This is a genomic window from Streptomyces sp. NPDC058274, from assembly GCF_042881375.1.
Taxonomy (GTDB): domain Bacteria; phylum Actinomycetota; class Actinomycetes; order Streptomycetales; family Streptomycetaceae; genus Streptomyces.
Genome location: NZ_JBHVXW010000016.1, coordinates 38,031 through 59,700 on the forward strand (window position 1 = coordinate 38,031; position 21,670 = coordinate 59,700).

Here is a 21,670-nt window from a genome sequence, read left to right on the forward strand (position 1 = left end):
ATTGAGTAGTGAAAGGGTGGTGCAAGGGGGTGGGAGGTGTCAAGTGACGGGGGAGGTGGGCACAGAGGTGCGCGGTAACCTCCGTGCTTCGCCGTTGAGTTGACGTGCGCATGTGATGAAGGGGGACTCCGTGTCCACGCCTCCGCCGCCGCAAGGTGGCTATCCGCCCTATGGGCAGCAGCCGTACCAGGGCTCGCCGCAGCAGCCCTACCAGGGTCCGCCGCAACCGCCGTACCAGGGGCAGGCCCCGTATCAGGGGGCGCCGCAGTTCCAGGGTCCGCCGCAGTACCAGGGCGCGCCTCCGCATCAGGGCGCGGCTCCGTATCAGGGGCAGCCGCCGTACGGTCAACCGCCTTACGGGCAGCCGCAGTTCAACCAGCAGCCCGTGCCGCCCGCCCGGACGCGGTCCCCGTTCAACTCGCGCTCGCCGCTCTTCAGGGTCGCCACGTTCGCCGTCGCGGCTGTCGCCGTGGGCGCCTACTACCTGGTGAACGGGTTCGACCACAAGACGCCGAGCACCTCCGCGGACACCAGCGAGTGGACCGCGTCCGTCGGCGACTGCCTGACGAACAACGGCTCCGAGTCCAGCCCGGACATGGAGGTCGTCGGCTGCTCCAGCAGCAAGGCGGAGTACCGGATCGAGCAGACCGGCTCCACCAGCGAGTGCGAGGACGGACAGCTCAAGTACACGAAGACCCGGCGCACCACGACGCTGCTCACGATGTGCATCTCGGAGATCGAGAAGTAGGTCCCGCGGACCGTCGGCGAGTCCCCCGTGAACCGATCCGGGGGGCTCGTCCGATGATGGGGCGTGAGGGATACGAGAAGCGACGGGGAGCTGCTGCGGGTCATCGCGGCGGACGGGGACCGACGCGCCTTCGAAGAGCTGTACCGGCGGTATGCGCCTTGGCTGACCGCGCGGCTGCGCGGCCGCTGCGCCGACGCCGGGGTGGTCGACGACGTGGTGCAGGAGACGTTCCTCGCCGTGTGGCGCGGCACCGCTCGCTACCGCGAGGAGGGTGACGCGGCCGGCTGGCTGTGGCGCATCGGCTCGCGCCGGCTGATCGACGTGCTGCGCGGCGACGGGGCACGCGGGCGGCTGCGCCAGACGCTGGCCCGTCTGCGGCACCGGGACGAGGCCTCCGCCGAGGAGCGGGTGCTGGCCGGTGTCGAGCATGGCGATCTGGCCGGCGCGCTGACCCGGCTCTCACCCGACCTGCGGGCGGTTCTCCAGGCCACGGTCCTCGACGGCCTCACCACCCGGGAGGCGGCCGTCCTGCTCGGCATTCCGCCCGGCACGGTCAAGACACGGGCCTCACGCGCCCGCAAGCAGCTGCGGGAGGCGTTGGCATGAGGACGGACGAGAACGACGGACGGGACGAGCGCGACGGGCGCCGTGATCGTGCAGGGCGGGACGAGCGCGACGGGCGCCGCGAGCGTGACGGGCGGGACGGGGGGTCGGCTTCACGCGATGGGCGTGACGGGCGGGACTCGGGACTGGCTTCGGGCGGTGCGGCGGGTGCGGCCGGTCCGGGTGGGCGGGGCGCCGCCGACGAGGGTCGCGAGGGCGCGGGTGTCACCGACAGGGGTCGCGAGGGCGCGGGTGTCGCCGACGGGGGTCGCGAGGGCGCCGGTGCCGGCTGGCATCTGGACGAGGACGACCTGCGGGCCTACGCGCAGGGCGAGTTGACGGTGCCGCGGCTGTGGTCCGCCGACACCCACCTCGCCGCGTGCGCGCGCTGCCGGGAGGAGCTGGCCGGTGTCAGCGACCCGGTCGCGCTGGACTCGGGATGGGCACGGCTGGACGCCGAGCTCGACGCGCCGCGGCCCGGGCTCCTGGAATCGGTGCTGGTGCGGACCGGGGTCGCCGACCACACGGCGCGGCTGCTCGCCGCCACACCCGTGCTGCGGCGCGCCTGGCTCGGTGCCGTGCTCGCCGTCCTGACGATGACGGTCGCGGCGTCCTACGCGGTCCAGGGCGCCGAGTCGCCCACGCTGTTCCTCGCCCTCGCGCCGCTCCTCCCGCTCGCCGGGGTCGCGCTGTCCTACGGACCCGTGCTCGACCCGACGTACGAGATGGCCGTCGTCTCGCCGACGCACGGCTTCCGGCTGCTGATGATCCGCACGGTCGCCGTGCTGGCCACCGGAATCGCGCTCAACGGCCTGGCCACGCTCGCGCTTCCCGCGTACGGGCTGCGGGCGGCCGCCTGGCTGCTGCCCGCGCTCGCCCTCACCGCGCTCGCCCTCGCGCTGACCCCCCGACTGGGGCCGGTCCTCGCACCCGCCCTGGTCGGCGGGGCGTGGCTCGGGCTGCTGCTGGCGGCCGACCACCGGAGCCAGGGGACCCTCGTGCCGTTCACCGCGGCCGGACAGGGTGTCGCCGCGGCGGTGGCGGTGCTCGCCGCCGCGCTGCTGTACGCGGTCCGCGACCGTTTCGACTCCACCACCGCCTTCATCGACAGGAGCGCCGCATGACCTCCGCCTTCCCGGGGGCCGCCCCCACCGTCTCGGCCGCAGGCCTGACCCTTCGCTACGGCGGCACGCCCGCCCTGGACGACGTGTCACTGCGCCTGGAGGACGGCGTGACCGGCCTGCTGGGGCCCAACGGCGCAGGCAAGACGACCCTGTTGCGGGTGCTCGCGACCGCGCTGCCCGCCGACCGCGGGGCCTTCACCGTGCTCGGACACGACCCGGGGACGAGCGCCGGACGCCAGGACGTACGGCGCGCGCTCGGCTATCTCCCGCAGACCCCCGGATTCCACCCGGACTTCTCGGCCTTCGAGTTCGTCGACTACGTGGCGATCCTGAAGGAGCTGACGGACCGCGGCGCGCGGCACGCCGAGGTGCGCCGGGTGCTCGCCGCCGTCGACCTGTCCGACGTCCGCGGCAAGCGCATCAAGAAGCTCTCCGGCGGCATGCGGCAGCGGGTGGCGCTCGCCGCCGCCCTCGTCGGCGACCCCGGGTTCCTCGTCCTGGACGAGCCGACCGTCGGACTCGACCCCGAACAGCGCATGCGCTTCCGGGAGTTGATCGCCCAGGCGGGGGAGGGCCGGACCGTGCTGCTCTCCACCCACCAGACCGAGGACGTGGCGATGCTCTGCCACCGGGTGATCGTCATGGCCAAGGGGCGGATCCGCTTCGAGGGCACCCCGGCCGAGCTGACCGCACGGGCGACAGGGCGGGTGTGGAGCAGCGGCGCACGCGACCCGGGCGCGAAGGCCGGATGGCGTACGGGCGCCGGCACCTTCCGCAACGTCGGCGACCCGCCCCAGGGCGCCGACCTCCTCGAACCCACCCTGGAGGACGGCTACTTGCTCACCCTCGACGGCGAGCCCGCGGAGGTGTCGGCATGAGCGGCACGGTCATGACCGCACCCGTGGACAGAGCCCTGTCCACGCAGACGGGCCGACGGCCCCGAGCGGCGGCCGTGCTCGCCCTCGCCCGCTTCGAGGCCCGCGAACTCGTCCTGCATGTACCGGTCTTCGTCTTCTTCGTCCTGTACGTCGCCTACACCTGCTGGCGGCTGTGGTCCGGCCGCGAGGGCATGGACGCCTTCCCGGCACTCCAGGACGCCGACCGGGCCACCCAGGACCGGCCGATGCTCGTCGGCATAGCGCTGTTCGTCTGCGCCAACCGGGCGGCCCTGCGCTCCCGCCGGCGCGGCACCGACCGGCACTTCGACACCCTGGTCATGGAACCGTGGCGGCGTACGGCGGCGCACGCGCTGTCGGCCGTGCCGCTCGCCGCGGCCTGCGCCCTGGTCGTCGTCTTCGACTTCACCTGTACGGCGCTGAAGCCGGGCGCGGTCGGCCACGGCTCGGTCGCCGAACTGGCCGTGGGCCCGCTCGGGGTCCTGCTGTCCGGTGTCCTCGGCGTGCTGACGGCGCGGCTGATCCCCTCCGTGTTCGCCGTCCCGCTCCTCGCGCTCGGCGGCTTCGTCTTCGCGATCTTCGTGGCCAACGGCACGGACAACGCGCGCTGGGGACAGTGGCTGTGGCCTGCCGTCAACGAGACCCGGAGCGATCCGCTGCCCTCCGACCTGATCGGCCGCCCCGCCGCGTGGCACGTGCTGTATCTGATCGGGCTCATCGCTCTGCTGGTCGGTACGGCGGTCCTGGTCAGCGGCGGCCGTACGCGGCTGATCAAGGCCGGCACCGCCCTCGCCGTCGCCGCCACCGTCGCGGGGATCGCGGGGCAGAGTGCCGGTGACCCGGCCGGCCTTGCCGACGCCCGCGAGACGGCGTCCGTCACGCCCGAGAAGGTGCAGTCCTGCGTCCCGCACGGGTCGTCGACCTACTGCGCCTACCCCGAGTGGACCGACCGGACCGCCGACTGGGCCGCGGTCGTCGGACGCGTCCAGTCCCTCGCGGGGGGCTCCGCCGGGGGTGCGCGGCTGACCGTACGGCAGCGCGTCGACGCCCGGTACGGGCTGAGCGGGGACGCGGCGCTCGAACCGTCCGGCAAGCCGGGACAGGTGACCGTCGGTACGCGCTGGGGCGGCAACCGGGTCCCGGAGTTCGCGGTCGCCGTCGCCTCCGTCCTGGTGGCGGGCGACGAGCGGAGCGGCGGGCAGGTGTGCGGGGCCCGCGGGGTGACGACCATGTGGCTCGCGCTCGGCACGGACGCCGACCCGATGGCCGCGTTCCGCCAGGTCCGCCTGGACGACAGCACCAGCGGCTCGGCGATCGCCATCACCCCGACGGACTCCGTCGGGATGACCGCCCGGCAGACCACGGTCGTACGGCAGCTCCTCCAGCAGCCGCGCTACGGCGTCACCGCCAAGGTGAAGGCCCACTGGACGGAGCTGACCTCCCCGAGGACGACCACGGCTCGGGCCGCGGAACTGCTGGACCTGCCTGTGCCCAAGGGCGAGGACGACTGCGGTGAGTGAGCCGGGGCGAGAGGGCCGGGGCATGCGGGGCATGACCCGGGATCTGGTCCGGCCCGTGTGGCGGTCGTTGCCGTGGGGGGCGCTGGGGACGGGGGCGGGTGCGGGGCTGCTGCTCGCGGGTGTTCCGCGGGGGCTCTTCGGACAGCCGGATCCCTGGCTCTCCCTCACCTTCCTGCGGGCCGCGGCGCTGGCCGGTGCGCTGGGGCTGACGTTTCTGCTGGACGATCCGGCGCGGCACACGACCGCGGCGGTGCCGGTGGGGCGGCCGGTGCGGGTCGCTCTGCGGGTGGGGCTTGTCGCGCCCCTGGTCGTGGGCTGGTGGACCCTCGCCCTCGCCCTCGTGCCGGCCGGGGTGCGGCCCCCGGTGGGGGCGGTGTCCCTCGAGGCCGCGGCCGTCGTCGTCCTCGCACTGGCCGCCGCGGCGGCGGGCGTCCGCTTCTCGGACGAGGCCGAGCCCGGGGTGGGGGCGGCTGCGGCCCTTCTCGGCCTCGGGGTGTCGGCACCGCTGCTCGTCCCTGAGCGGTGGACTCCGTTCGTCGCCGTGGACGACGCGCGATGGGGGGTCGCGCATCTGCAGTGGGCGGCCCTGCTGCTCGCGCTGGCCGCTGCGTGTGCAGCCTGCACGCTGGAACCCCGCCGACGGGGGTTCCAGCTCCGCCACCGGCCGACCTGATGGTGCGCCGGCGCTCGGGTGGGCCCAGTCCCCTTCTTGCCCAATCACCGGGCGCGGGGGCCGGCGCCCGGGTGGGTCGAGTCCCCTCCTTGCCCGGCCACCGGCGCGGGGGCCGGTGTCTGGGTGGGCCCAGTCCCCTTCTTGTCCAATCACCGGGCGCGGGGGCCGGCGCCCGGGTGGGTCGAGTCCCCTCCTTGCCCGGCCAACCGGCGCGGGGCCGGCGCCCGGGTGGGCCCAGTCCCCTTCTTGCCCAATCACCGGGCGCGGGGGCCGGCGCCCGGGTGGGTCGAGTCCCCTCCTCGCCCGGCCACCCGGCGCAGGGGCGTCACGTCTCCGTGCGGTACATCAAGTCCGTCTCGTACGTGCGGAAGCCCAGGCGTTCGTAGACCGTGACGGCCGGCAGGTTGTCGGCGTCGACGTAGAGCATCGCGGTCGGCAGGCCCTGGGCGGCCAGGTGGCGGAGGCCGATCGCGGTGAGGGCCTTGCCGAGGCCGCCGCCCTGGGCGCCGGGCCGCACCCCGACGACGTACACCTCGCCGAGCCCCTCCTCGGCATGCACCTTCGTCCAGTGGTAGCCGACCAGTTCCTCGCCCCGGAAGGCGAGGAAGAAGCCGGCCGGCTCGAACCACGGCTCAGCCATCCGGTCGTCCAGGTCCCGCTGGGTGAGGGACCCCTGCTCGGGGTGGTGGGCGAAGGCCTCCGCGTTCGCCGCGAGCCACGCCGCGTCGTCCCGCCCCGGCTCGAAGGAGCGGACGGAAACCCCGGCCGGCAGCACCGGCTCGGGCAGCTCGAGGTCGGTCAACGACCGCCGCATCTGGCGCAGTTCACGAAAGAGCGACAGCCCGAGGACCTGCGCGAGATGACGCGCGGCGGAGTGCCCGCCGTGCGCCCAGACCCGCAGCCGCTTGCCGGACGCGGCCAGCAGCGCCGAACCCAGCGCCCGCCCGTGCCCGTGTCCGCGATACGCCGGATGCACCACCAGCTCGGCGGCCGGCGCCTCCACGGGGTCGGTGTCCTCCAACTGCGCGTACCCCACGAGCGTCTCGCCCAGGGTCAGCAGCAGATGCCGTACGCCGTCGCGCTCGCCGCCGCGCAACTGCAGCCGTCCCTGCTCGGACACCGCCTGCTGCCCGTCGGTCCGCGCGGCCTCCGCGAGCAGTTCGAGTACGGCCTCGGCCTGGTCGGGAGAGAGCGCGGAGAGGGTCTCGACGGAACGGGAGATGGCGGCGGGTGCGGTGTCGTCGCTGGTCATGGATACGAGGGTACGGCGCGACGATTTCCGGACAAGGAGCCGGGCAGGACCGGCACGTCTTCCTCGCGGCCGCCCCGAACAACCGATGGCAACCAGTCCGTAACCCAGAACCCCCTGTTGCGCTACGCGCGTTGATTCTAGGCTGCGCGCTAGCCACAGCCGTAGCACAGCTCCCACAGGGGGGAACCATGCCGCCGACGCCCCGGCACAGACGTACCCATCGCCTTCTCGCCACCGCCGCAGGACTCGCCACCGTCGGCGCGCTGGCCGCCGCGATGCCCGCGAGCGCGGGACAGGACACGGCGACCGCCGGCCACCACCACGGCAGCGGCCGCTACCAGGACGTACAGCTGCTGTCGTTCAACGACCTGCACGGCAACCTGGAGCCGCCGACCGGCTCGTCGGGCCGGGTGACCGAGCAGCAGGCCGACGGCACGACCAAGACGATCGACGCGGGCGGTGTGGAGTACCTCGCCACGCACCTGCGTGAGGCCCGCAAGGGCAACAAGTACTCGATCACGGCCGCCGCGGGCGACATGGTCGGCGCCTCGCCGCTGATCTCCGGCCTGTTCCACGACGAGCCGACGATCGACGCGCTGAACAAGCTCGACCTGGACGTGACGAGCGTCGGCAACCACGAGTTCGACGAGGGCGCCACGGAACTGGCCCGCCTCCAGAACGGCGGCTGCCACCCGAAGGACGGCTGTTACGACAGCAGTGAGAAGTTCGAGGGCGCCGACTTCCCCTACCTCGCCGCGAACGTGACGAAGGAGAAGACCGGCAAGCCGCTGCTGAAGCCCTACTGGGTCTGGAAGAAGAACGGCGTCAAGGTCGGCTTCATCGGCGTGACGCTGGAAGGCACCCCGAACATCGTGTCGGCCGACGGCGTCAAGGGCCTGAAGTTCGGTGACGAGGTCGAAACGATCAACAAGTACGCCAAGGAGCTCCAGCACCAGGGCGTGAAGTCGATCGTCGCGCTGATCCACGAGGGCGGCGCGCCCGCCTCGCAGGCGTACAACTACGACTGCGACAGCCCCGGCGCCGGTGACGGCATCTCGGGCCCGATCGTCGACATCGCGAAGAACGTCACGCCGGCCGTGGACGCGCTCGTCACCGGCCACACCCACCAGGCGTACGCGTGCACCATCCCGGACCCGGCGGGCAGGCCCCGCATGGTGACGTCGGCCGCGTCCTTCGGCCGTCTCTACACGGACACCACGCTGACGTACGACCGCTGGACCGGCGACATCGCGCGGACGGCGGTGAAGTCCGCGAACCACGTGGTCACCCGTGACGTGCCGAAGGCCGCCGACATGACCGGCCTGATCACGAAGTGGAAGACCCTCTCCGCTCCGATCGCCTCGCGCCCGATCGGCTACATCGCGGGCGACATCGGCAACACCGGTACGGAGTCCCCGCTCGGCGACCTGATCGCCGACGCGCAGCTGGCGTACGCCAAGTCCCTGGACCCGGAGGCCGACCTCGCGCTGATGAACCCGGGCGGCATCCGCGCCGGGCTCACCTACACCGCGAGCGGCGGTGAGGGCGACGGGGTGGTGACGTACGGCGAGGCGTACACGGTCCAGCCGTTCGCCAACACCGTCAACCTGGTGAACCTCACCGGAGCCCAGCTGGTCACCGCGCTCCAGCAGCAGGTCAGCGGGGCGAACGAGGCCGCGCCGAAGATCCTGCAGATCTCCAAGGGCCTGACGTACACCCTGGATCTGACCAAGTCGGGCGCCGCGCGGGTGGTGGCCGGCTCCGTCAAGCTGAACGGTGCGGCGATCGACCCGGCCGCCACCTACCGCGTCGCGATGAACTCGTTCCTCGCGGGCGGCGGCGACGGCTTCGCCGAGCTCGGCAAGGGCACGAACGTGCTGGTCGGCGGGGACGACCTGGCGGCGTTCGAGGGCTATCTGACGGCCGGCTCGTCCGCCGCGGCGCCGTACCCGGTGCCGGCGGCGGACCGGATCACGATCGTGAAGTAGGAGGTGCCGCTCGGACCGGCCCGGGTCCGGACCGGTCCGAACGACGCCCCGGCCGTGAGGAAGATCGCATACCGGCGACAGCGGTTGCGGGCAGGGGTGGTACGCATGGTCGGATGAGACGATGCGTACCCCCCACCGCATGACAGCGCATCCCCCTGCCGACCCCCACCGCATCACCACGCATTCCCCTGCCGGCCCCCGCCCCTATATCGACCCGTACGAAGAGCTCGGCGCGCTGGACCACGGCCCGCTGGAGGAGTTCCTCCACGAGGACCTGCCGCAGGACGCAGCGGCGTACGAGGACGCGGAGGAGTGGGCCCCGCCCAACCACCGCCGGGGTTCCCGGCGTCGCCGCAGGCGTTTCGCCGGACTGCCCCTCGCGGCCAAGGCCCTCGTCGGTGTCCTGGTCCTCGCGGCCTTCCTCACCCTCGCCGACCGGTGGGCCCTGCTCTACGCCGAACACAGCGCGGCGGACGGGCTCAAGGACCAGCTGCGGCTGACCGCGGCACCCGAGGTCGACATCGCCGGCTTCCCCTTCCTCACCCAACTCGCCGACCAGCGCGTCCACTCCGTGCGGGTCACCGTGCCGGACGTGGCCGCCGACCGGGTCTCCCTGGCGAAGGTGTCGGCGACCGCCACGAACGTACGGATCATCGGCGGTCCCACCTCCCCGCGCGGTGCCCGGATACCGGAGCTGCACGGCGAGGTGCTGCTCGCCTTCGACGACCTCAACCGTGAACTCGGCGCGTCCCAGGTCACGTTCACCGGTCACGGCCGCGACCAGGTGCGGGCGCGCGGCACCCTGCCCGTCGCCGGCCACGACCTCAAGCTCCGGGCCGACGCCAGCATCCGGCGCGACGGCGAGCGCGGCATCGCCACGCGGATCGGCGGCATGCGCCTGGACATCGGGGACCTGGCGACGTACCGGCCGGGCGTCCGCGCGTCCGAGGGGCTGCACCTCACCCCGAGCGCGGCGGCGCGGCTGAGCAAGGAGCGGCGCAACGCGCGGGCGCTGCTGTCGGTCCCGGCCCTCGTGCGCCGGCTCGGCGTACCGGACGCGGCCGTCCAGGGCGCGCTGCGGGACGACACGGAGCTGGCGAGGCTGACGGGTTCGGCCGGCTTCGCCCGCCAGGCCATGCGGCTGAACCTCCTCGACGAGGCGGTCGGCCACCCGGAGCTCCTCAAGCTCCTCGGGCTCGACCCCGCGCTCCTCGACGGCCTCACCCGGCTCACCCGCCCGGTCCTCGCCGATCAACTCTCCCTGGGCTTCCGGCTGCCGCGTCCGGCGGCCGGCGAGCTGCGGCTGCGGGACGTGCGGGTGGAGAAGGACGGCATCCGCGTGCGGCTGACGGGTTCGTCCCTGTCGGTCGGGCATTGACCGTACACCGCTCAATTCCCTATGCCTGGCAATTGCCTTGGTAAATTCCAGGTGAGTGGCGTAATAAATCCTGTGTGAGAGATGGTTCGGTTCCGCGGATGTCCTGAATATTTGTCTTACCCGCAATTCATCGAGGTCTCAGGCGAATTGGCCATTTCCGGGTTCTGCCTCCCGTAGTGTTTTCCTTGTCGAAAGCGAACAGCGCAAACGACAAAGGGAATCCACCCGCAGGGAAGAAGGAGAACGCCATGAGCTTCCACAAGGTCACCCCGGTCAAGAAGAGCCGCCAGCCCGCGAAGCCCGCTCCGAAGCAGGAGAAGAAGAAGGCTCCGAAGCGCCCGGTGAAGCACGGTCGCTAGGCCTGGTCGTCCGCCACGAGGCGGGGCCCCCGGAAGTTCCGGCGGCCCCGCCTCGGCCATGTTCGGGACCGGTTCCTCAACTCAGGTTCCGGAAAGGGGAATTGTCATGCGGGACGTCCGGGAGGCGTTCGCCCGCTTCTGGCCGCTGACGCGTGGCGACCGCGGCCGGCTGGTGCTGATTATCGGCTGTGTGATCGTGGCCGCGCTCGCCGAGACGGCATCGATCCTGCTCTTCGCGGAACTCACCGACCACGCGCTCAGGCACGGTGTGCTCGCCGCGTTCTGGCGGCCCGCCGGCGCCTGGCTCGGGGTCGCCGTGCTCGGCGCGGTCGTCGGATATCTCGGCAATTCACTGGCCGTGTGGACCGCCGAGAGATTCGTGCTGCGGCTGCGCGCCAGTGTGTTCCGTCATGTCCAGGACCTGCCGCCGCACTTCTTCCAGCAGCACCGCCAGGGCGATCTGGTCGAGCGGCTCACCGGCGATGTCGAGGCCATCGAACAGATGGTGGTCTCCGGCGTCGTCGGCACCGTGTCCGCCGCCTTCTCGGCCGTCTTCTACGCCGTCGCCGCACTCTGGCTGCGCTGGGACCTCGCCCTCGCCACCTTCGTCCTGGCCCCGCTCTTCCTCATCGCCGCCCGCCGCTTCGCCGGCCGGATCAAACAGGCCTCGCAGGACGAACGGACCGCCGACGGCGCGATCACCTCGGTCGTCGAGGTCACTCGGCAACGTCGTGCTGACCCAGGCCTACAACCGCCGGCGGGCCGAGGAGAAGCGGCTCGACCGCGAGGCACGTGCGTGGATGCGGGCGTCGGTGCGCGGGGCACGGACCAGCGAGCTGTACGAGCAGTTCGTCGAGGTCGTCGAGACGCTGTGCGTGCTCGCCGTGATCGGACTCGGCGTCTGGGAGATCTCCCGGAACCGTATGACGCTGGGCCAGTTGCTCGCCTTCGCGGCCTTCCTCGGCTACCTCTACCCGCCGATCCGCAATCTCGGCCAGCTGGGCCTGACCCTCTCCGCGGCCACCGCCGGCGCCGCCCGCATCCAGGAGATCCTGGGCGCCGAACCGGCCGTGCGCGACCCAGCGCATCCCGTGCGGCCCTGGCCCGTCCGCGGCTGGGTGAGCTGCCACGACGCGTCCTTCCGCTACCCCGGCGCCGACCGCGGGTCCCTGCACGACGTCACCTTCACGGCGAACCCCGGCGAACTCGTCCTGGTCACCGGCCCGAGCGGCGCCGGGAAGTCGACGCTCGCCAAACTCCTGACCCGTTTCTACGACCCGACGGCGGGCGTCCTCTGCCTGGACGGGGTCCCGCTGACCCACGTACGCCTGGAGTTCCTGCGCGAGAACGTCGCCCTGCTGCCCCAGGAGACGCTCATCCTGCACGGCACGATCCGCGAGAACATCGAGTGCGGCCGGCCGGGCGCGAGCGACACCGAGATCGAGCGGGCCGCCCGGGACGCGGCGGCGCACGAGTTCATCGACGCCCTGCCCGAGGGCTACGGCACCGAGATCTCCCCCGGCACCGCCACCCTCTCCGGCGGCCAGCTCAAACGCATCGCCATCGCCCGCGCCATGCTGCGCGCGGCCCCCGTCCTCGTCCTCGACGAGCCGACCGCCGGCCTGGACTCGGTCGCCGCCCGACGGATCGTGCAGCCGCTGCGCCGCCTGATGACCGGCCGGACGACGATCATGATCACCCACGATCTGAGCCTCGCCCCGGACGCGGACCGGATCCTGGTCGTGGACGGCGGGCGGCTGGTGGAGACGGGCACGCACGACGAGCTGATGGCGCGCGCCGGGACGTACGCGCGCCTGGCGATGCCCGGTCCGGCGCAGGACCTGCTGCCGGCGGCCGGGTGACCGAGCCCTGCTGCCGGCGGCCGGGTGAGCGCGCCTACTTGTCGGCGCGGAGCGTGTAGCCCAGCCCTCGTACGGTGTGAATGAGCCGGTGCTCGCCGTGCCGCTCCAGCTTCCGCCGCAGGTACATGACGTACACGTCGAGGGTGTTGGACGTCGGCTCGAAGTCGAAGCCCCAGACCTCCTTGAGGATCTGGGCCCGGCTGAGCACCTTGCCCGGGTGGCGCATCAGGTACTCCAGAAGCGCGTACTCGGTCTTCGTGAGGTCGAGGGACCGGCCGGCGCGGGTGACCGCACGGGTCCGCAGATCCATCGCGACCTCCTCGAACCCGAGCCCGGTGGCCGCCGTGCCCCTGCCGGGCTTCGACAGCAGACTGCGGCGCAGCAGGGCCCTGACCCGGGCCAGCAGTTCCTCCGCCGCGAAGGGCTTGGTGAGGTAGTCGTCGGCGCCGTTGTCGAGCGCGACGATACGGTCGCCCACGGCGTGCCGGCCGGTGATCATGAGGATGGGCAGCGTGTGTCCCGACGCCCGGATCCGCCGGGTCGCGGCCAGCCCGTCGAGCCCCGGCATGGTCACATCCATCAGCACCAGGTCGGGCCGCTGCTCCGGGCAGGCCATCAGGTCCAGGGCCTCCCTCCCGTCCCCGGCGAGAACGGTCTCGTACCCCTCGAACCTGAGCAGCCGACCCAGCCCCTCACGCACAGCCGTGTCGTCATCGGCCAGCAGAATCTTCCGCGCCATCCGTCCAACGTGTAACGCGAGCCTGTGGCACGGCTTGGAGAGGCGTGTGCGCAGACTGGGGAGCGCGGGCCAGGTGCGGATACGCGGGTCGAGAGGGCCTAGTCCAGAGCGGGCGGAGGAGTCGGCGCGCCCGGCAGGCGGATCGCGGCGAGGGTGCCGCCGCCCTCGGCCCGGGTCAGGGAGATCTCGCCGCCGGACTGCTGGACCGTGCGGGCCACGATCGACAGACCGAGACCCGAGCCCGGCAGGGCCCGCGCCGACGGGGAGCGCCAGAACCGGTCGAAGACGTACGGGAGTTCGTCGGCGGGGATGCCGGGGCCGTGGTCGCGGACGGTGAGGACGCCGTCGGCCAGCGCGACCTCGATGGTGCCGCCCTCGGGGCTGAACTTCACCGCGTTGTCCAGGATGTTCACGATGGCCCGCTCCAGCGCGGAGGGCTCCGTCCGGACGAACCAGGGCTGGAGGTCCGCCGAGATCGTCAGCTCCGGGCCGCGCAGCCGGGCCCGGCGCAGCGCCGCGTCCACCGTGTCCTGCAGCGCCACCACCTGGACCCGGTCGCCCGACTGGCCCGCGTCCGACCGCGACAGCGTCTGCAAGTCGCCGATCAGCGCGGCCAGTTCCGTCATCTGTGCGGTGACCGACGAGAGGAGCGCCTTGCGGTCCGCCGGGGGGATCGCCCGGCCGGTCTCCTCACTGCGCGCGAGCAGTTCGATGTTGGTACGCAGGGAGGTGAGCGGGGTGCGCAGCTCGTGACCGGCGTCCGCGATGAGCTGCTGCTGCACCTCACGGGAGTTCGCCAGCGACGTGGTCATCGAGTTGAAGGAGCGGGACAGCCTCGCGATCTCGTCCTCGCTGTCCTCCTCGACCGGGATGCGGATGGTCAGGTCCTCGGTGCGGGCGACGTGCTCCACGGCGTCGGTGAGCTTGTCGACGGGACGCAGACCCGCACGCGCCACGGCCAGGCCGGCGGCTCCGGCGCCGATCACTCCGATGCCGGAGACGAGGAGGAGGATGAGGGCGAGGTCGTTGAGGGTCTTTTCGGTGCTCTTGAGCGGGACGGCGACGACGAAGGCGGCGTCGCTGTACAGCACACGGCGCCCGGGATCCGGGCCGGGGACACCGGTGACGATGAGCGGCGTGGTCAGCACCCGCACGGCGTTCCCGTCGGTGTCGCTCCCGTTCCGGAACACGTCGACGTCCGTGTCCGGGTCCTTGGCCACGTCCGCGTCGCCGGACGTGACCTTCACCGTGCGAAAGCCGTCGAAGGCGCAGATCGTGCCGTCCCCCCGGACCAACTGCGCATAGGGCTCGGACCGTCCGCGGAGGCTGTTGGTGTCGGCCTTGGGGTTCTCGCCGCAGTTGGTGATCGCGTTCTGGACCGCGGCGTAGGGCACGGCACTCTTCTGTGACGTCAGGTCGGCGTTCAGCTCGCCGTACAGCTTTCCCTCGACGATGAACCAACACGTCACCGAAACCGCCGCCACCGCGAACGCCACCGCCGCCGCGACGAGGAGGGCGAGCCGGGACCGGATCGGCAGGGACCGGAACCGCTTGATCACTCCGCGCCGCCCGAGCGCAGCACGTACCCCACACCCCGCACCGTGTGGACGAGGCGCGGCTCGCCGCCCGCCTCGGTCTTGCGGCGCAGATACATGACGTACACGTCGAGGGAGTTGGAGGACGGCTCGAAGTCGAAGCCCCACACGGCCTTCAGGATCTGCTCGCGGGTCAGGACCTGGCGCGGGTGGGCGAGGAACATCTCCAGCAGGGTGAACTCGGTGCGGGTCAGTTCGACCGGCCGCCCGGCCCGGGTGACCTCGCGGGTCGCCAGGTCCATGCGGAGGTCACCGAAGGTGAGGGCGTCGTCCTCCTGCGCGCCGACCGCCGTCGCCGCGTACGAACTGCGCCGCAGCAACGCGCGGATCCGGGCGAAGAGTTCGTCGAGCTCGAAGGGCTTGACGAGGTAGTCGTCGGCGCCGGCGTCGAGGCCGGTGACCCGGTCGCCGACGGTGTCGCGGGCGGTGAGCATGAGGATGGGTGTGGTGGTACCCGCGCCCCGGATCCGGCGGGCCGCCGTCAGGCCGTCCATCCGGGGCATCTGGATGTCGAGCACGACCAGATCGGGCTGGTAGGCCGTCGCCTTCTCCAGCGCGTCCGCGCCGTCGACGGCGACCAGGGTGTCGTACCCCTCGAAGGCGAGAGAGCGCTGCAGAGCCTCACGTACCGCGGGCTCGTCGTCGACGATCAGGATGCGCTGGGTTTCACGGTCGCCTTCGGCGGGGCTCATGGGCGTGGGTTCCTCGGGGTGCGGGTGGAACGGGGCTGAACTCATTCAGCCTCGCACGTTTCCTGACGGGGACGGAGTGCAACGGCCGGGAAGGCCGGCTCAGCCCCGCAGCGAGCCGAGCCTGCTCAGCGGGACCTTGCGGTGGTGCGGACGCGCGGCGGACGTACGCAGGCCCATCAGCTCCGGGACCGCCACCGCCACCTCCGGCGCACGTGCCGTCGGCGGGTGCAGCTCGCGGGCCACCGCGAGGGCCAGGGTGAGCCCGGCCGGGCCGTCGTCCGCGGCCGGGTGGGAGACGAGAGTGATCATGTCGACCTCCAGGGTGGTTCAGGGTCAGTCGGAGCCGCCGGCCCGCAGGGTCGCCAGGTCGGACTTGACGGTGTTGATCGGGATGGCGAAGCCGAGCCCGACGCTGCCCGCGCTCGACGAGGACGTGGCGTCCGCAGCCGAGTACATCGCCGAGTTGATGCCGATGATGTTGCCGTTCATGTCGATGAGCGCGCCCCCGGAGTTGCCGGGGTTGAGCGAGGCGTCGGTCTGCAGGGCCTTGTACGTCGTGGTGGACGAACCGGTGTCGCCGTTGAACTGCCGGCCACCGAACTCGAACGGCCACTGACCGCTGCCGCCGCCCTGCTGGCCCTGGCCCTGCTGTCCGCCCTCGTCGGTGGAGACGGTGACGTCGCGGTCGAGCGCGGAGACGATGCCGCTGGTGACGGTGCCGGTCAGACCCTCGGGGGAGCCGATCGCGACCACGCTGTCGCCGACCTTGACGGCGTCGGAGTTGCCGAGCGTGGCGGTCTTCAGACCGGAGGGCGCGTTCTCCAGCTTGACCAGTGCGAGGTCCTTCTTGCTGTCGGTGCCGACGGTCTTCGCGGTGTACGACTTGCCGTTGCTCGTCGTCACCTTGATCGAGGAGGCGCCGGAGATGACGTGGTTGTTGGTGAGGATCTCGCCGCCGGTGGTGAGGATCACGCCGGAGCCGGTGGACGTGCCGTTGGAGAGGGTCGCGGTGATCTCCACGATGCTCGGGCTGACCGCCGCGGCGACACCGGCGACGGTGCCCTTCTGGGCGGCGGGCACGACGGTGGTGCTGGTGCTGCTCGACGCGTTGTCCGTACCGGTGAGCTCCTGGAACGCGTACGCGGTGCCGCCGCCCACGGCCGCGGCCGCTATCGCCACGGCGGCGAGCAGGGCCAGCGGGCCCTTGGCGCGCTTCTTCGGCGCGTGCGCCGGGCCGCCGGGGAGGGGCTCCGCGGTGAGGACCGCCGTGGAGCCGGCGGGCGGCTCGGCACCGTAGGCGCCCGCCGGGGCACCGCCGTGGCCGTCATGACCGCCACCGCCCGCACCCTGACCGGAGCCCGGCCACACGGTGGTGCCCGGCTCGACGGCGACCGGCTGGACCGGCTGGTAGGCCGGCGGGGCCGGCCACTGGGGGTCGACGGGGGAGGAGGCGTGCTGCTGCTGCTCGGGGTACGCGGGCCGCTGGTCGCTGCCCTGGACGTACCCGGACTGGTCGCCCTGCTCGTGGTGCTCGTACTCGCCGCTGCGGCGGAAGCTCTCGGTCATGGAAAAAAGACTGGCGCCCCATCATGAGAGCTCCCTGAGTGCCCGCTGAGAAGCCCGACAGAACCGCGTATGCCCGATATAAAGACGCCGGGGCCCAGGAAACAGGGGGTGGGGCCGTACCCCGTCAGGGGTGCGAGGCGCTGCGGGACCGGCCACAGCCGGCCCACAGGTCCCGTTCTACGCGCAGCCGCAGGACCGCCGCACAACCAGCCGTGACGGGAAGAGCTTCAGACGCTCACGACGCGAGCCGGCCACCCGGAGGCCGTCGTCCAGGACGAGATCAACGGCCGCGCGGGCCATCGCCGACCGGTCGGAGGCGATCGTCGTCAGCGGCGGATCCGTCAGCGCCGCTTCCTTGACGTCGTCGAAGCCGGCCACCGCCAGCTCGCCCGGTACGTCGATGCGCAGCTCGCGTGCGGCCCGCAGTACACCGATGGCCTGGTCGTCGGTCGAGCAGAAGATGGCCGGCGGGCGGTCCGGTCCCGCCAGCAGCTGGAGGCCGACCTGATAGGCGTCGTAGCGGTTGTAGGGGGCTTCGAAGAGGCGTCCCTCGGTGGGGATGCCGGCCTCCTGCATGGCGCGCCGCCAGCCCTCGACGTGGTCGGAGACCGGGTCGCCGACCGCGGGGGTCTCGGCCGTACCGCCGAGACAGGCGACGTACTCGTACCCGTGCTCCAGGAGGTGACGGGTGGCGAGCTGGGCGCCGCCGATGTCGTCCGTGACGACCGCGACGTCGTCGATGGCCTCGGGCCGCTCGTGCAGCAGCACCACCCGGGCGTCCCAGGCGTCGATCTCGGCGGCAGCGTTGTCATTGAGCGCGTGGCTGACGAGGATCAGCCCGGAGACCCGCATGCCGAGGAAGGCCCGCAGATAGTGGACCTCGCGCTCCGCGACGTAGTCGGAGTTGCCGACCAGCACCATTTTCCCGCGCTCGGCGGCGGCCTGTTCGACCGCGTGCGCCATCTCCCCGAAGAAGGGCTGGCGTGCGTCCGGCACGATCAGGCCTATCAGCTCGGTCTTGCGCGAGGCCATGGCCTGGGCGACCCGGTCGGGCCGGTACCCCAGCTCCTTGATCGCGGCGAGAACGCGCTCGCGCGTGGCCGGGGCGACCGGCCTCGGTCCGTTGTTGATGACATAGCTGACGACGGCGGTGGACGTACCCGCCAGTCGCGCCACATCATCCCTAGTCACCTTGGCCACGCGCGGAGTCTACGCGGATGGACCTACCTCTGGGCAGGGCGTACGGCGGCTTCCTGGGCCTCCGCCGCGACCCCCGCGGTGTCGACCGCGTCCAGGTGCGCCGTCTCGTCCGCATCCTCCGGCTTTGGCTGGGCGGCCTGGGCCTTCGCGCCCTCCGCGCCGCGGTCCACCTTCTCCGGAGTAACGAATCGATAACCGACGTTCCGGACGGTGCCGATGAGCGACTCGTGCTCGGGTCCGAGCTTCGCGCGCAGCCGTCGTACGTGGACGTCGACCGTGCGCGTACCGCCGAAGTAGTCGTAGCCCCAGACCTCCTGGAGCAGCTGGGCGCGGGTGAAGACCCGGCCCGGGTGCTGTGCGAGGTACTTCAGGAGCTCGAACTCCTTGAAGGTCAGGTCGAGGACCCGGCCCTTGAGCTTGGCGCTGTAGGTCGCCTCGTCCACCGACAGATCGCCGTTGCGGATCTCCATGGGGGAGTCGTCGTTGACGATCTGCTGGCGGCCCATGGCGAGCCGGAGCCGGGCCTCGACCTCGGCGGGCCCCGCCGTGTCGAGGAGGACGTCGTCGATGCCCCAGTCGGCGGTGACGGCCGCGAGGCCGCCCTCGGTGACGACGAGGATCAGCGGACAGCCCGGTCCCGTGGAGCGGAGCAGCTGACAGAGACTGCGGACCTGCGGGAGGTCACGGCGCCCGTCGATGAGGATGACGTCGGCGCCGGGGGTGTCGACGAGTGCGGGTCCCTCCGCCGGGGCCACACGCACGTTGTGGAGCAGCAGGCCGAGGGCAGGAAGCACCTCCGTCGACGGCTGAAGGGCATTGGTCAGGAGCAGCAGAGAACTCATCGCGCCCCACCTGCCTGGGTCGTCACAAGGTCGTGCACGGTTCGCTTGCCCATAACGTCGGTTCCTCCTCGGTCCCTGCGAGGACGTTTGCGGCACTGCTTTCGTACTGCGTGCGGGTCCCGCGCCCTGGGAACCGCTGTGCCGGCTCCGAACCTTCGTATACCGGTTTCGTATACAACGCTCCGAGAAGCACAAAAGGACCCGGGGGCTACGCTGCCCGAGTCCTCTGCCCAGCAGAATAGCCCACATGAGCTCAGGTACGGCAGGTCATGTGACGCGATCTTCCATTCGTCCACTGGGTGAGACGGACGGGCGCACCCCGGTGCGGACGTTTCTGCGCACGGTCGACGGGATCACGATCGACGCGGAGTACATCCCCGGAACGGGTCGGTCCGGCGACCTGGTGACCGTCCTCGCGCACGGCTTCACCGGCGATCTGGACCGCCCGCACGTCCGCCGGGCGGCGGCCGTCTTCGCGCAGTACGGGGCCGTGGTGACGTTCTCCTTCCGGGGCCACGGCCGTTCCGGGGGCCGCTCCACGGTCGGCGACCGGGAGGTCCTCGACCTGGCGGCCGCGGTGGCCTGGGCGCGTGAACTCGGGCACACCCGGGTGGCCACCGTCGGCTTCTCGATGGGCGGTTCGGTGGTGCTGCGCCATGCCGCGCTGCCGGGGTCGCCGGGCGCGGAGCACGAGGGGCGCACGGAAGCGCGTCCGGACGCCGTGGTGGCCGTGAGCGCACCGGCTCGCTGGTACTACCGCGGTACGGCCCCTATGCGGCGGCTGCACTGGCTGGTAACCCGCCCGGTGGGGCGCGCCGTCGGCCGCTACGGCCTGCGCACCCGGATCCATCACCGCGAGTGGGACCCCGTTCCGGCGTCCCCGGTCGAGTCGGTCCCGCTGATCGCTCCCACCCCACTGCTGATCGTGCACGGCGACCGGGACGGCTACTTCCCGGTCGACCACCCGCGGATGCTGGCCGCGGCGGCCGGCGGCCACGGCGAACTGTGGCTGGAGCACGGCATGGGCCACGCGGAGAACGCGGCGGACGACGAACTGCTGGGCCGTATCGCGGACTGGGCCGCCTCGGCCGCGGGCTAGCCTGGCCGTGTTCACGCAGACCAATCATTGAGGAACGAGATGGCAAAGGGCACGGTGCGGTACTGGGCCGCCGCCAAGGCCGCGGCCGGTGTCGCCGAGGAGCCGTACGACGCGTCCACGCTCGCCGACGCGCTCGACGCGGCACGCGCGCGACACCCCGGCGAACTCGTCCGCGTCCTGCGGCGATGCTCGTTCCTCATCGACGGTGACCCCGTGGGGACCCGTGGACATGAGACGGTACGGCTTGCCGAGGGCGGCACGGTCGAGGTGCTCCCGCCGTTCGCAGGAGGGTGACCGGAGAGCATGAGCAACCAGCCCTACGAGCCGTACGAGCCTCCCTACGAGGGGTACGACCCGTATCAGCAGCAGCCTCAGCAGCAGCCCGAGTGGCAGCAGCAGTACACCCAGCAGTGGGAGGGGCAGACCTGGGAGACCCAGGCGCAGCAGCCCGTCTCCGCGGCGGACACGGCGTACCTGCCGCCCCAGGGATACAACGAGCCGCCCCAGGCGTACAACGAGCCGTCCCAGGCGTACGGCGAGGCACCCCAGGCGTACGGCGCGTCGGCCCCGTACGGCAACGCGGGCCGGCCGCTGCCGCCGGAGACGGCGGCGGCCGAGTGGAGCGCCGGGTACGAGCCCGCCGCCTACCCGGCACCCGGCGCCGACGGCTCTCAGGCCGCGGCCGTCCCCGCCGGCAGCGGCGGCAGTGACGAAGGCGCCGCCGGCTACGGCCCGCCGACCGTCACCGGCAACCCCCGTGTCAGCGACGCCCAGCGCGCCCGCGCGGAAGGCCGCTCCCCGATCATCGAGCCGGGGATGCAGCCGGCGGCGCTGACCGCCCTGCTCGGGCTGCTCCTCTCCGGGGCTGCGGCGATCGGCCCGTACGCACTCGTCGTACCCCTGGTGCTGCTGCAGGCCGTCACGGCGGCCGGCTGGTTCCGGCTGAACGGCATGTGGCCGGCCCGGCAGGGCATCGCGCTGGCCTTCGCGGGAGCCCTGGTCGCGGACGCGGCGCTGCTCGCCGCGGGCCGGGAGAACGCGCCCGCGGCGATCCTCGGCACCCTCGGGGTGTGGGTGCTGCTCACGCTGGTGCTCCAGCTGCGCAGCCACGCGGACCCGGACACCCGGATCTCCGGGCTGATGGCGACCGTCGCCTCGGCGGCCCTCGCGATCATCGCGACCGGGCACCTCGCGGCCGAGCCCGACGCCGTCACGGTCGGCGCCGCCGCGGTCGCCGTGGCGATCCTCGCGCGGGCGCTGCCGCTGCCCACCGCGGCGTCGGTGGTGGTGGCGCTGCTGGCCGCCGCGGGTGCCGGTATCGCGGTCGGCGGACTCACCGGCTACGGGAGCCAGGGCGCCTTCCTGGGCCTGGGCGCCGGGGTCTGCGCGCTGATCGGCCACCGGGTCGCCAGCTACGACTACCCCTCCCGCTTCGTCCACTTCACCGCGGGCGTCGCCCTGCCGCTGGCCGCCGCGGCCCCGGCCGTCTACCTCCTGGGCCGCGCCCTGAGCTGAACGCCGGACGGGGCTCGGG

The 21,670-nt window shown here is 72.4% G+C and carries 19 protein-coding genes and 1 pseudogene; 12 read left to right on the top strand and 8 right to left on the bottom strand.

Annotation, left to right across the window (positions count from 1 at the left end; all coding sequences use genetic code 11):
* Positions 1–130: 130 nt before the first annotated feature.
* From ACFVYF_RS26920 to ACFVYF_RS26945, 6 genes are all read left to right on the top strand, one after another.
* Positions 131–748 (top strand): hypothetical protein, encoded by a 618-nt coding sequence (locus tag ACFVYF_RS26920; RefSeq protein ID WP_389459405.1) that lies wholly within the window; start codon positions 131–133, stop codon positions 746–748.
* 63 nt (positions 749–811) lie between these two features.
* Positions 812–1,354 (top strand): RNA polymerase sigma factor, encoded by a 543-nt coding sequence (locus ACFVYF_RS26925; protein ID WP_389459406.1) that lies wholly within the window; start codon positions 812–814, stop codon positions 1,352–1,354.
* Positions 1,355–1,647: 293 nt separating this feature from the next.
* On the top strand, positions 1,648–2,475 hold the full coding sequence (locus ACFVYF_RS26930) for a zf-HC2 domain-containing protein (protein ID WP_389459629.1): 828 nt from the start codon (positions 1,648–1,650) through the stop codon (positions 2,473–2,475).
* Complete coding sequence (locus tag ACFVYF_RS26935; protein ID WP_389459408.1) at positions 2,472–3,353, top strand: ABC transporter ATP-binding protein; 882 nt, start codon at positions 2,472–2,474, stop codon at positions 3,351–3,353. Before ACFVYF_RS26930 ends, ACFVYF_RS26935 begins: the two co-directional genes overlap by 4 nt.
* Positions 3,350–4,891: an ABC transporter permease gene (locus ACFVYF_RS26940; RefSeq protein ID WP_389459409.1), complete on the top strand. Its 1,542-nt coding sequence runs from the start codon at positions 3,350–3,352 to the stop codon at positions 4,889–4,891. The genes ACFVYF_RS26935 and ACFVYF_RS26940 overlap by 4 nt, the downstream gene beginning before the upstream one ends.
* Positions 4,884–5,564, top strand: a complete 681-nt coding sequence (locus tag ACFVYF_RS26945) for an ABC transporter (protein ID WP_389459411.1) — start codon at positions 4,884–4,886, stop codon at positions 5,562–5,564. Before ACFVYF_RS26940 ends, ACFVYF_RS26945 begins: the two co-directional genes overlap by 8 nt.
* A 325-nt stretch (positions 5,565–5,889) precedes the next feature.
* Here ACFVYF_RS26945 and mshD read toward each other — a convergent pair whose 3' ends face one another.
* Positions 5,890–6,816, bottom strand: coding sequence for a mycothiol synthase (mshD, locus tag ACFVYF_RS26950; RefSeq protein WP_389459412.1), 927 nt, complete (start codon positions 6,814–6,816; stop codon positions 5,890–5,892).
* 188 nt (positions 6,817–7,004) lie between these two features.
* On the opposite strand from mshD, the gene ACFVYF_RS26955 reads away from it, so the two are divergent.
* The 3 genes and pseudogenes from ACFVYF_RS26955 (at position 7,005) to ACFVYF_RS26965 (ending at position 12,403) form a co-directional block, all read left to right on the top strand.
* Positions 7,005–8,804, top strand: a complete 1,800-nt coding sequence (locus ACFVYF_RS26955; protein WP_389459414.1) for a bifunctional metallophosphatase/5'-nucleotidase — start codon at positions 7,005–7,007, stop codon at positions 8,802–8,804.
* 121 nt (positions 8,805–8,925) lie between these two features.
* Positions 8,926–10,182, top strand: a complete 1,257-nt coding sequence (locus ACFVYF_RS26960; protein ID WP_389459416.1) for a DUF2993 domain-containing protein — start codon at positions 8,926–8,928, stop codon at positions 10,180–10,182.
* Between the two features lie 465 nt (positions 10,183–10,647).
* A pseudogene (locus ACFVYF_RS26965) lies at positions 10,648–12,403 on the top strand (ABC transporter ATP-binding protein).
* Positions 12,404–12,437: 34 nt separating this feature from the next.
* Here the strand turns inward: ACFVYF_RS26965 and ACFVYF_RS26970 are convergent.
* From ACFVYF_RS26970 to ACFVYF_RS27000, 7 genes are all read right to left on the bottom strand, one after another.
* Entirely contained in the window at positions 12,438–13,142 is a 705-nt protein-coding gene (locus ACFVYF_RS26970; RefSeq protein ID WP_389459418.1) for a response regulator transcription factor, read from the bottom strand.
* 98 nt (positions 13,143–13,240) lie between these two features.
* Positions 13,241–14,701 (bottom strand): sensor histidine kinase, encoded by a 1,461-nt coding sequence (locus ACFVYF_RS26975; protein WP_389459419.1) that lies wholly within the window; start codon positions 14,699–14,701, stop codon positions 13,241–13,243.
* Complete coding sequence (locus ACFVYF_RS26980) at positions 14,698–15,429, bottom strand: response regulator transcription factor (protein WP_389459421.1); 732 nt, start codon at positions 15,427–15,429, stop codon at positions 14,698–14,700. The genes ACFVYF_RS26975 and ACFVYF_RS26980 overlap by 4 nt, the downstream gene beginning before the upstream one ends.
* A gap of 99 nt (positions 15,430–15,528) precedes the next feature.
* Complete coding sequence (locus ACFVYF_RS26985; protein ID WP_389459422.1) at positions 15,529–15,738, bottom strand: hypothetical protein; 210 nt, start codon at positions 15,736–15,738, stop codon at positions 15,529–15,531.
* 24 nt (positions 15,739–15,762) lie between these two features.
* Positions 15,763–16,995, bottom strand: coding sequence for a S1C family serine protease (locus tag ACFVYF_RS26990; protein WP_389459424.1), 1,233 nt, complete (start codon positions 16,993–16,995; stop codon positions 15,763–15,765).
* Between the two features lie 177 nt (positions 16,996–17,172).
* Entirely contained in the window at positions 17,173–18,195 is a 1,023-nt protein-coding gene (locus ACFVYF_RS26995; RefSeq protein ID WP_389459426.1) for a LacI family DNA-binding transcriptional regulator, read from the bottom strand.
* A 23-nt stretch (positions 18,196–18,218) separates the two neighbouring features.
* Positions 18,219–19,037 carry a response regulator transcription factor gene (locus ACFVYF_RS27000; RefSeq protein ID WP_389459427.1) on the bottom strand — a complete coding sequence of 273 codons (819 nt, stop codon included), beginning with the start codon at positions 19,035–19,037 and terminating at the stop codon, positions 18,219–18,221.
* 247 nt (positions 19,038–19,284) lie between these two features.
* Here ACFVYF_RS27000 and ACFVYF_RS27005 point away from each other — a divergent pair, with 247 nt between their 5' ends.
* From ACFVYF_RS27005 to ACFVYF_RS27015, 3 genes are read left to right on the top strand one after another with little or no spacing between them, the layout of a single operon-like run.
* The gene (locus tag ACFVYF_RS27005) at positions 19,285–20,136 is read left to right on the top strand and encodes an alpha/beta hydrolase (protein ID WP_389459429.1); all 852 of its coding nucleotides are present in this window, start codon (positions 19,285–19,287) and stop codon (positions 20,134–20,136) included.
* A gap of 39 nt (positions 20,137–20,175) precedes the next feature.
* On the top strand, positions 20,176–20,430 hold the full coding sequence (locus ACFVYF_RS27010) for a MoaD/ThiS family protein (RefSeq protein WP_389459431.1): 255 nt from the start codon (positions 20,176–20,178) through the stop codon (positions 20,428–20,430).
* Positions 20,431–20,439: 9 nt separating this feature from the next.
* Positions 20,440–21,651, top strand: a complete 1,212-nt coding sequence (locus tag ACFVYF_RS27015; protein WP_389459433.1) for a hypothetical protein — start codon at positions 20,440–20,442, stop codon at positions 21,649–21,651.
* The last annotated feature ends 19 nt before the right edge of the window (positions 21,652–21,670 follow it).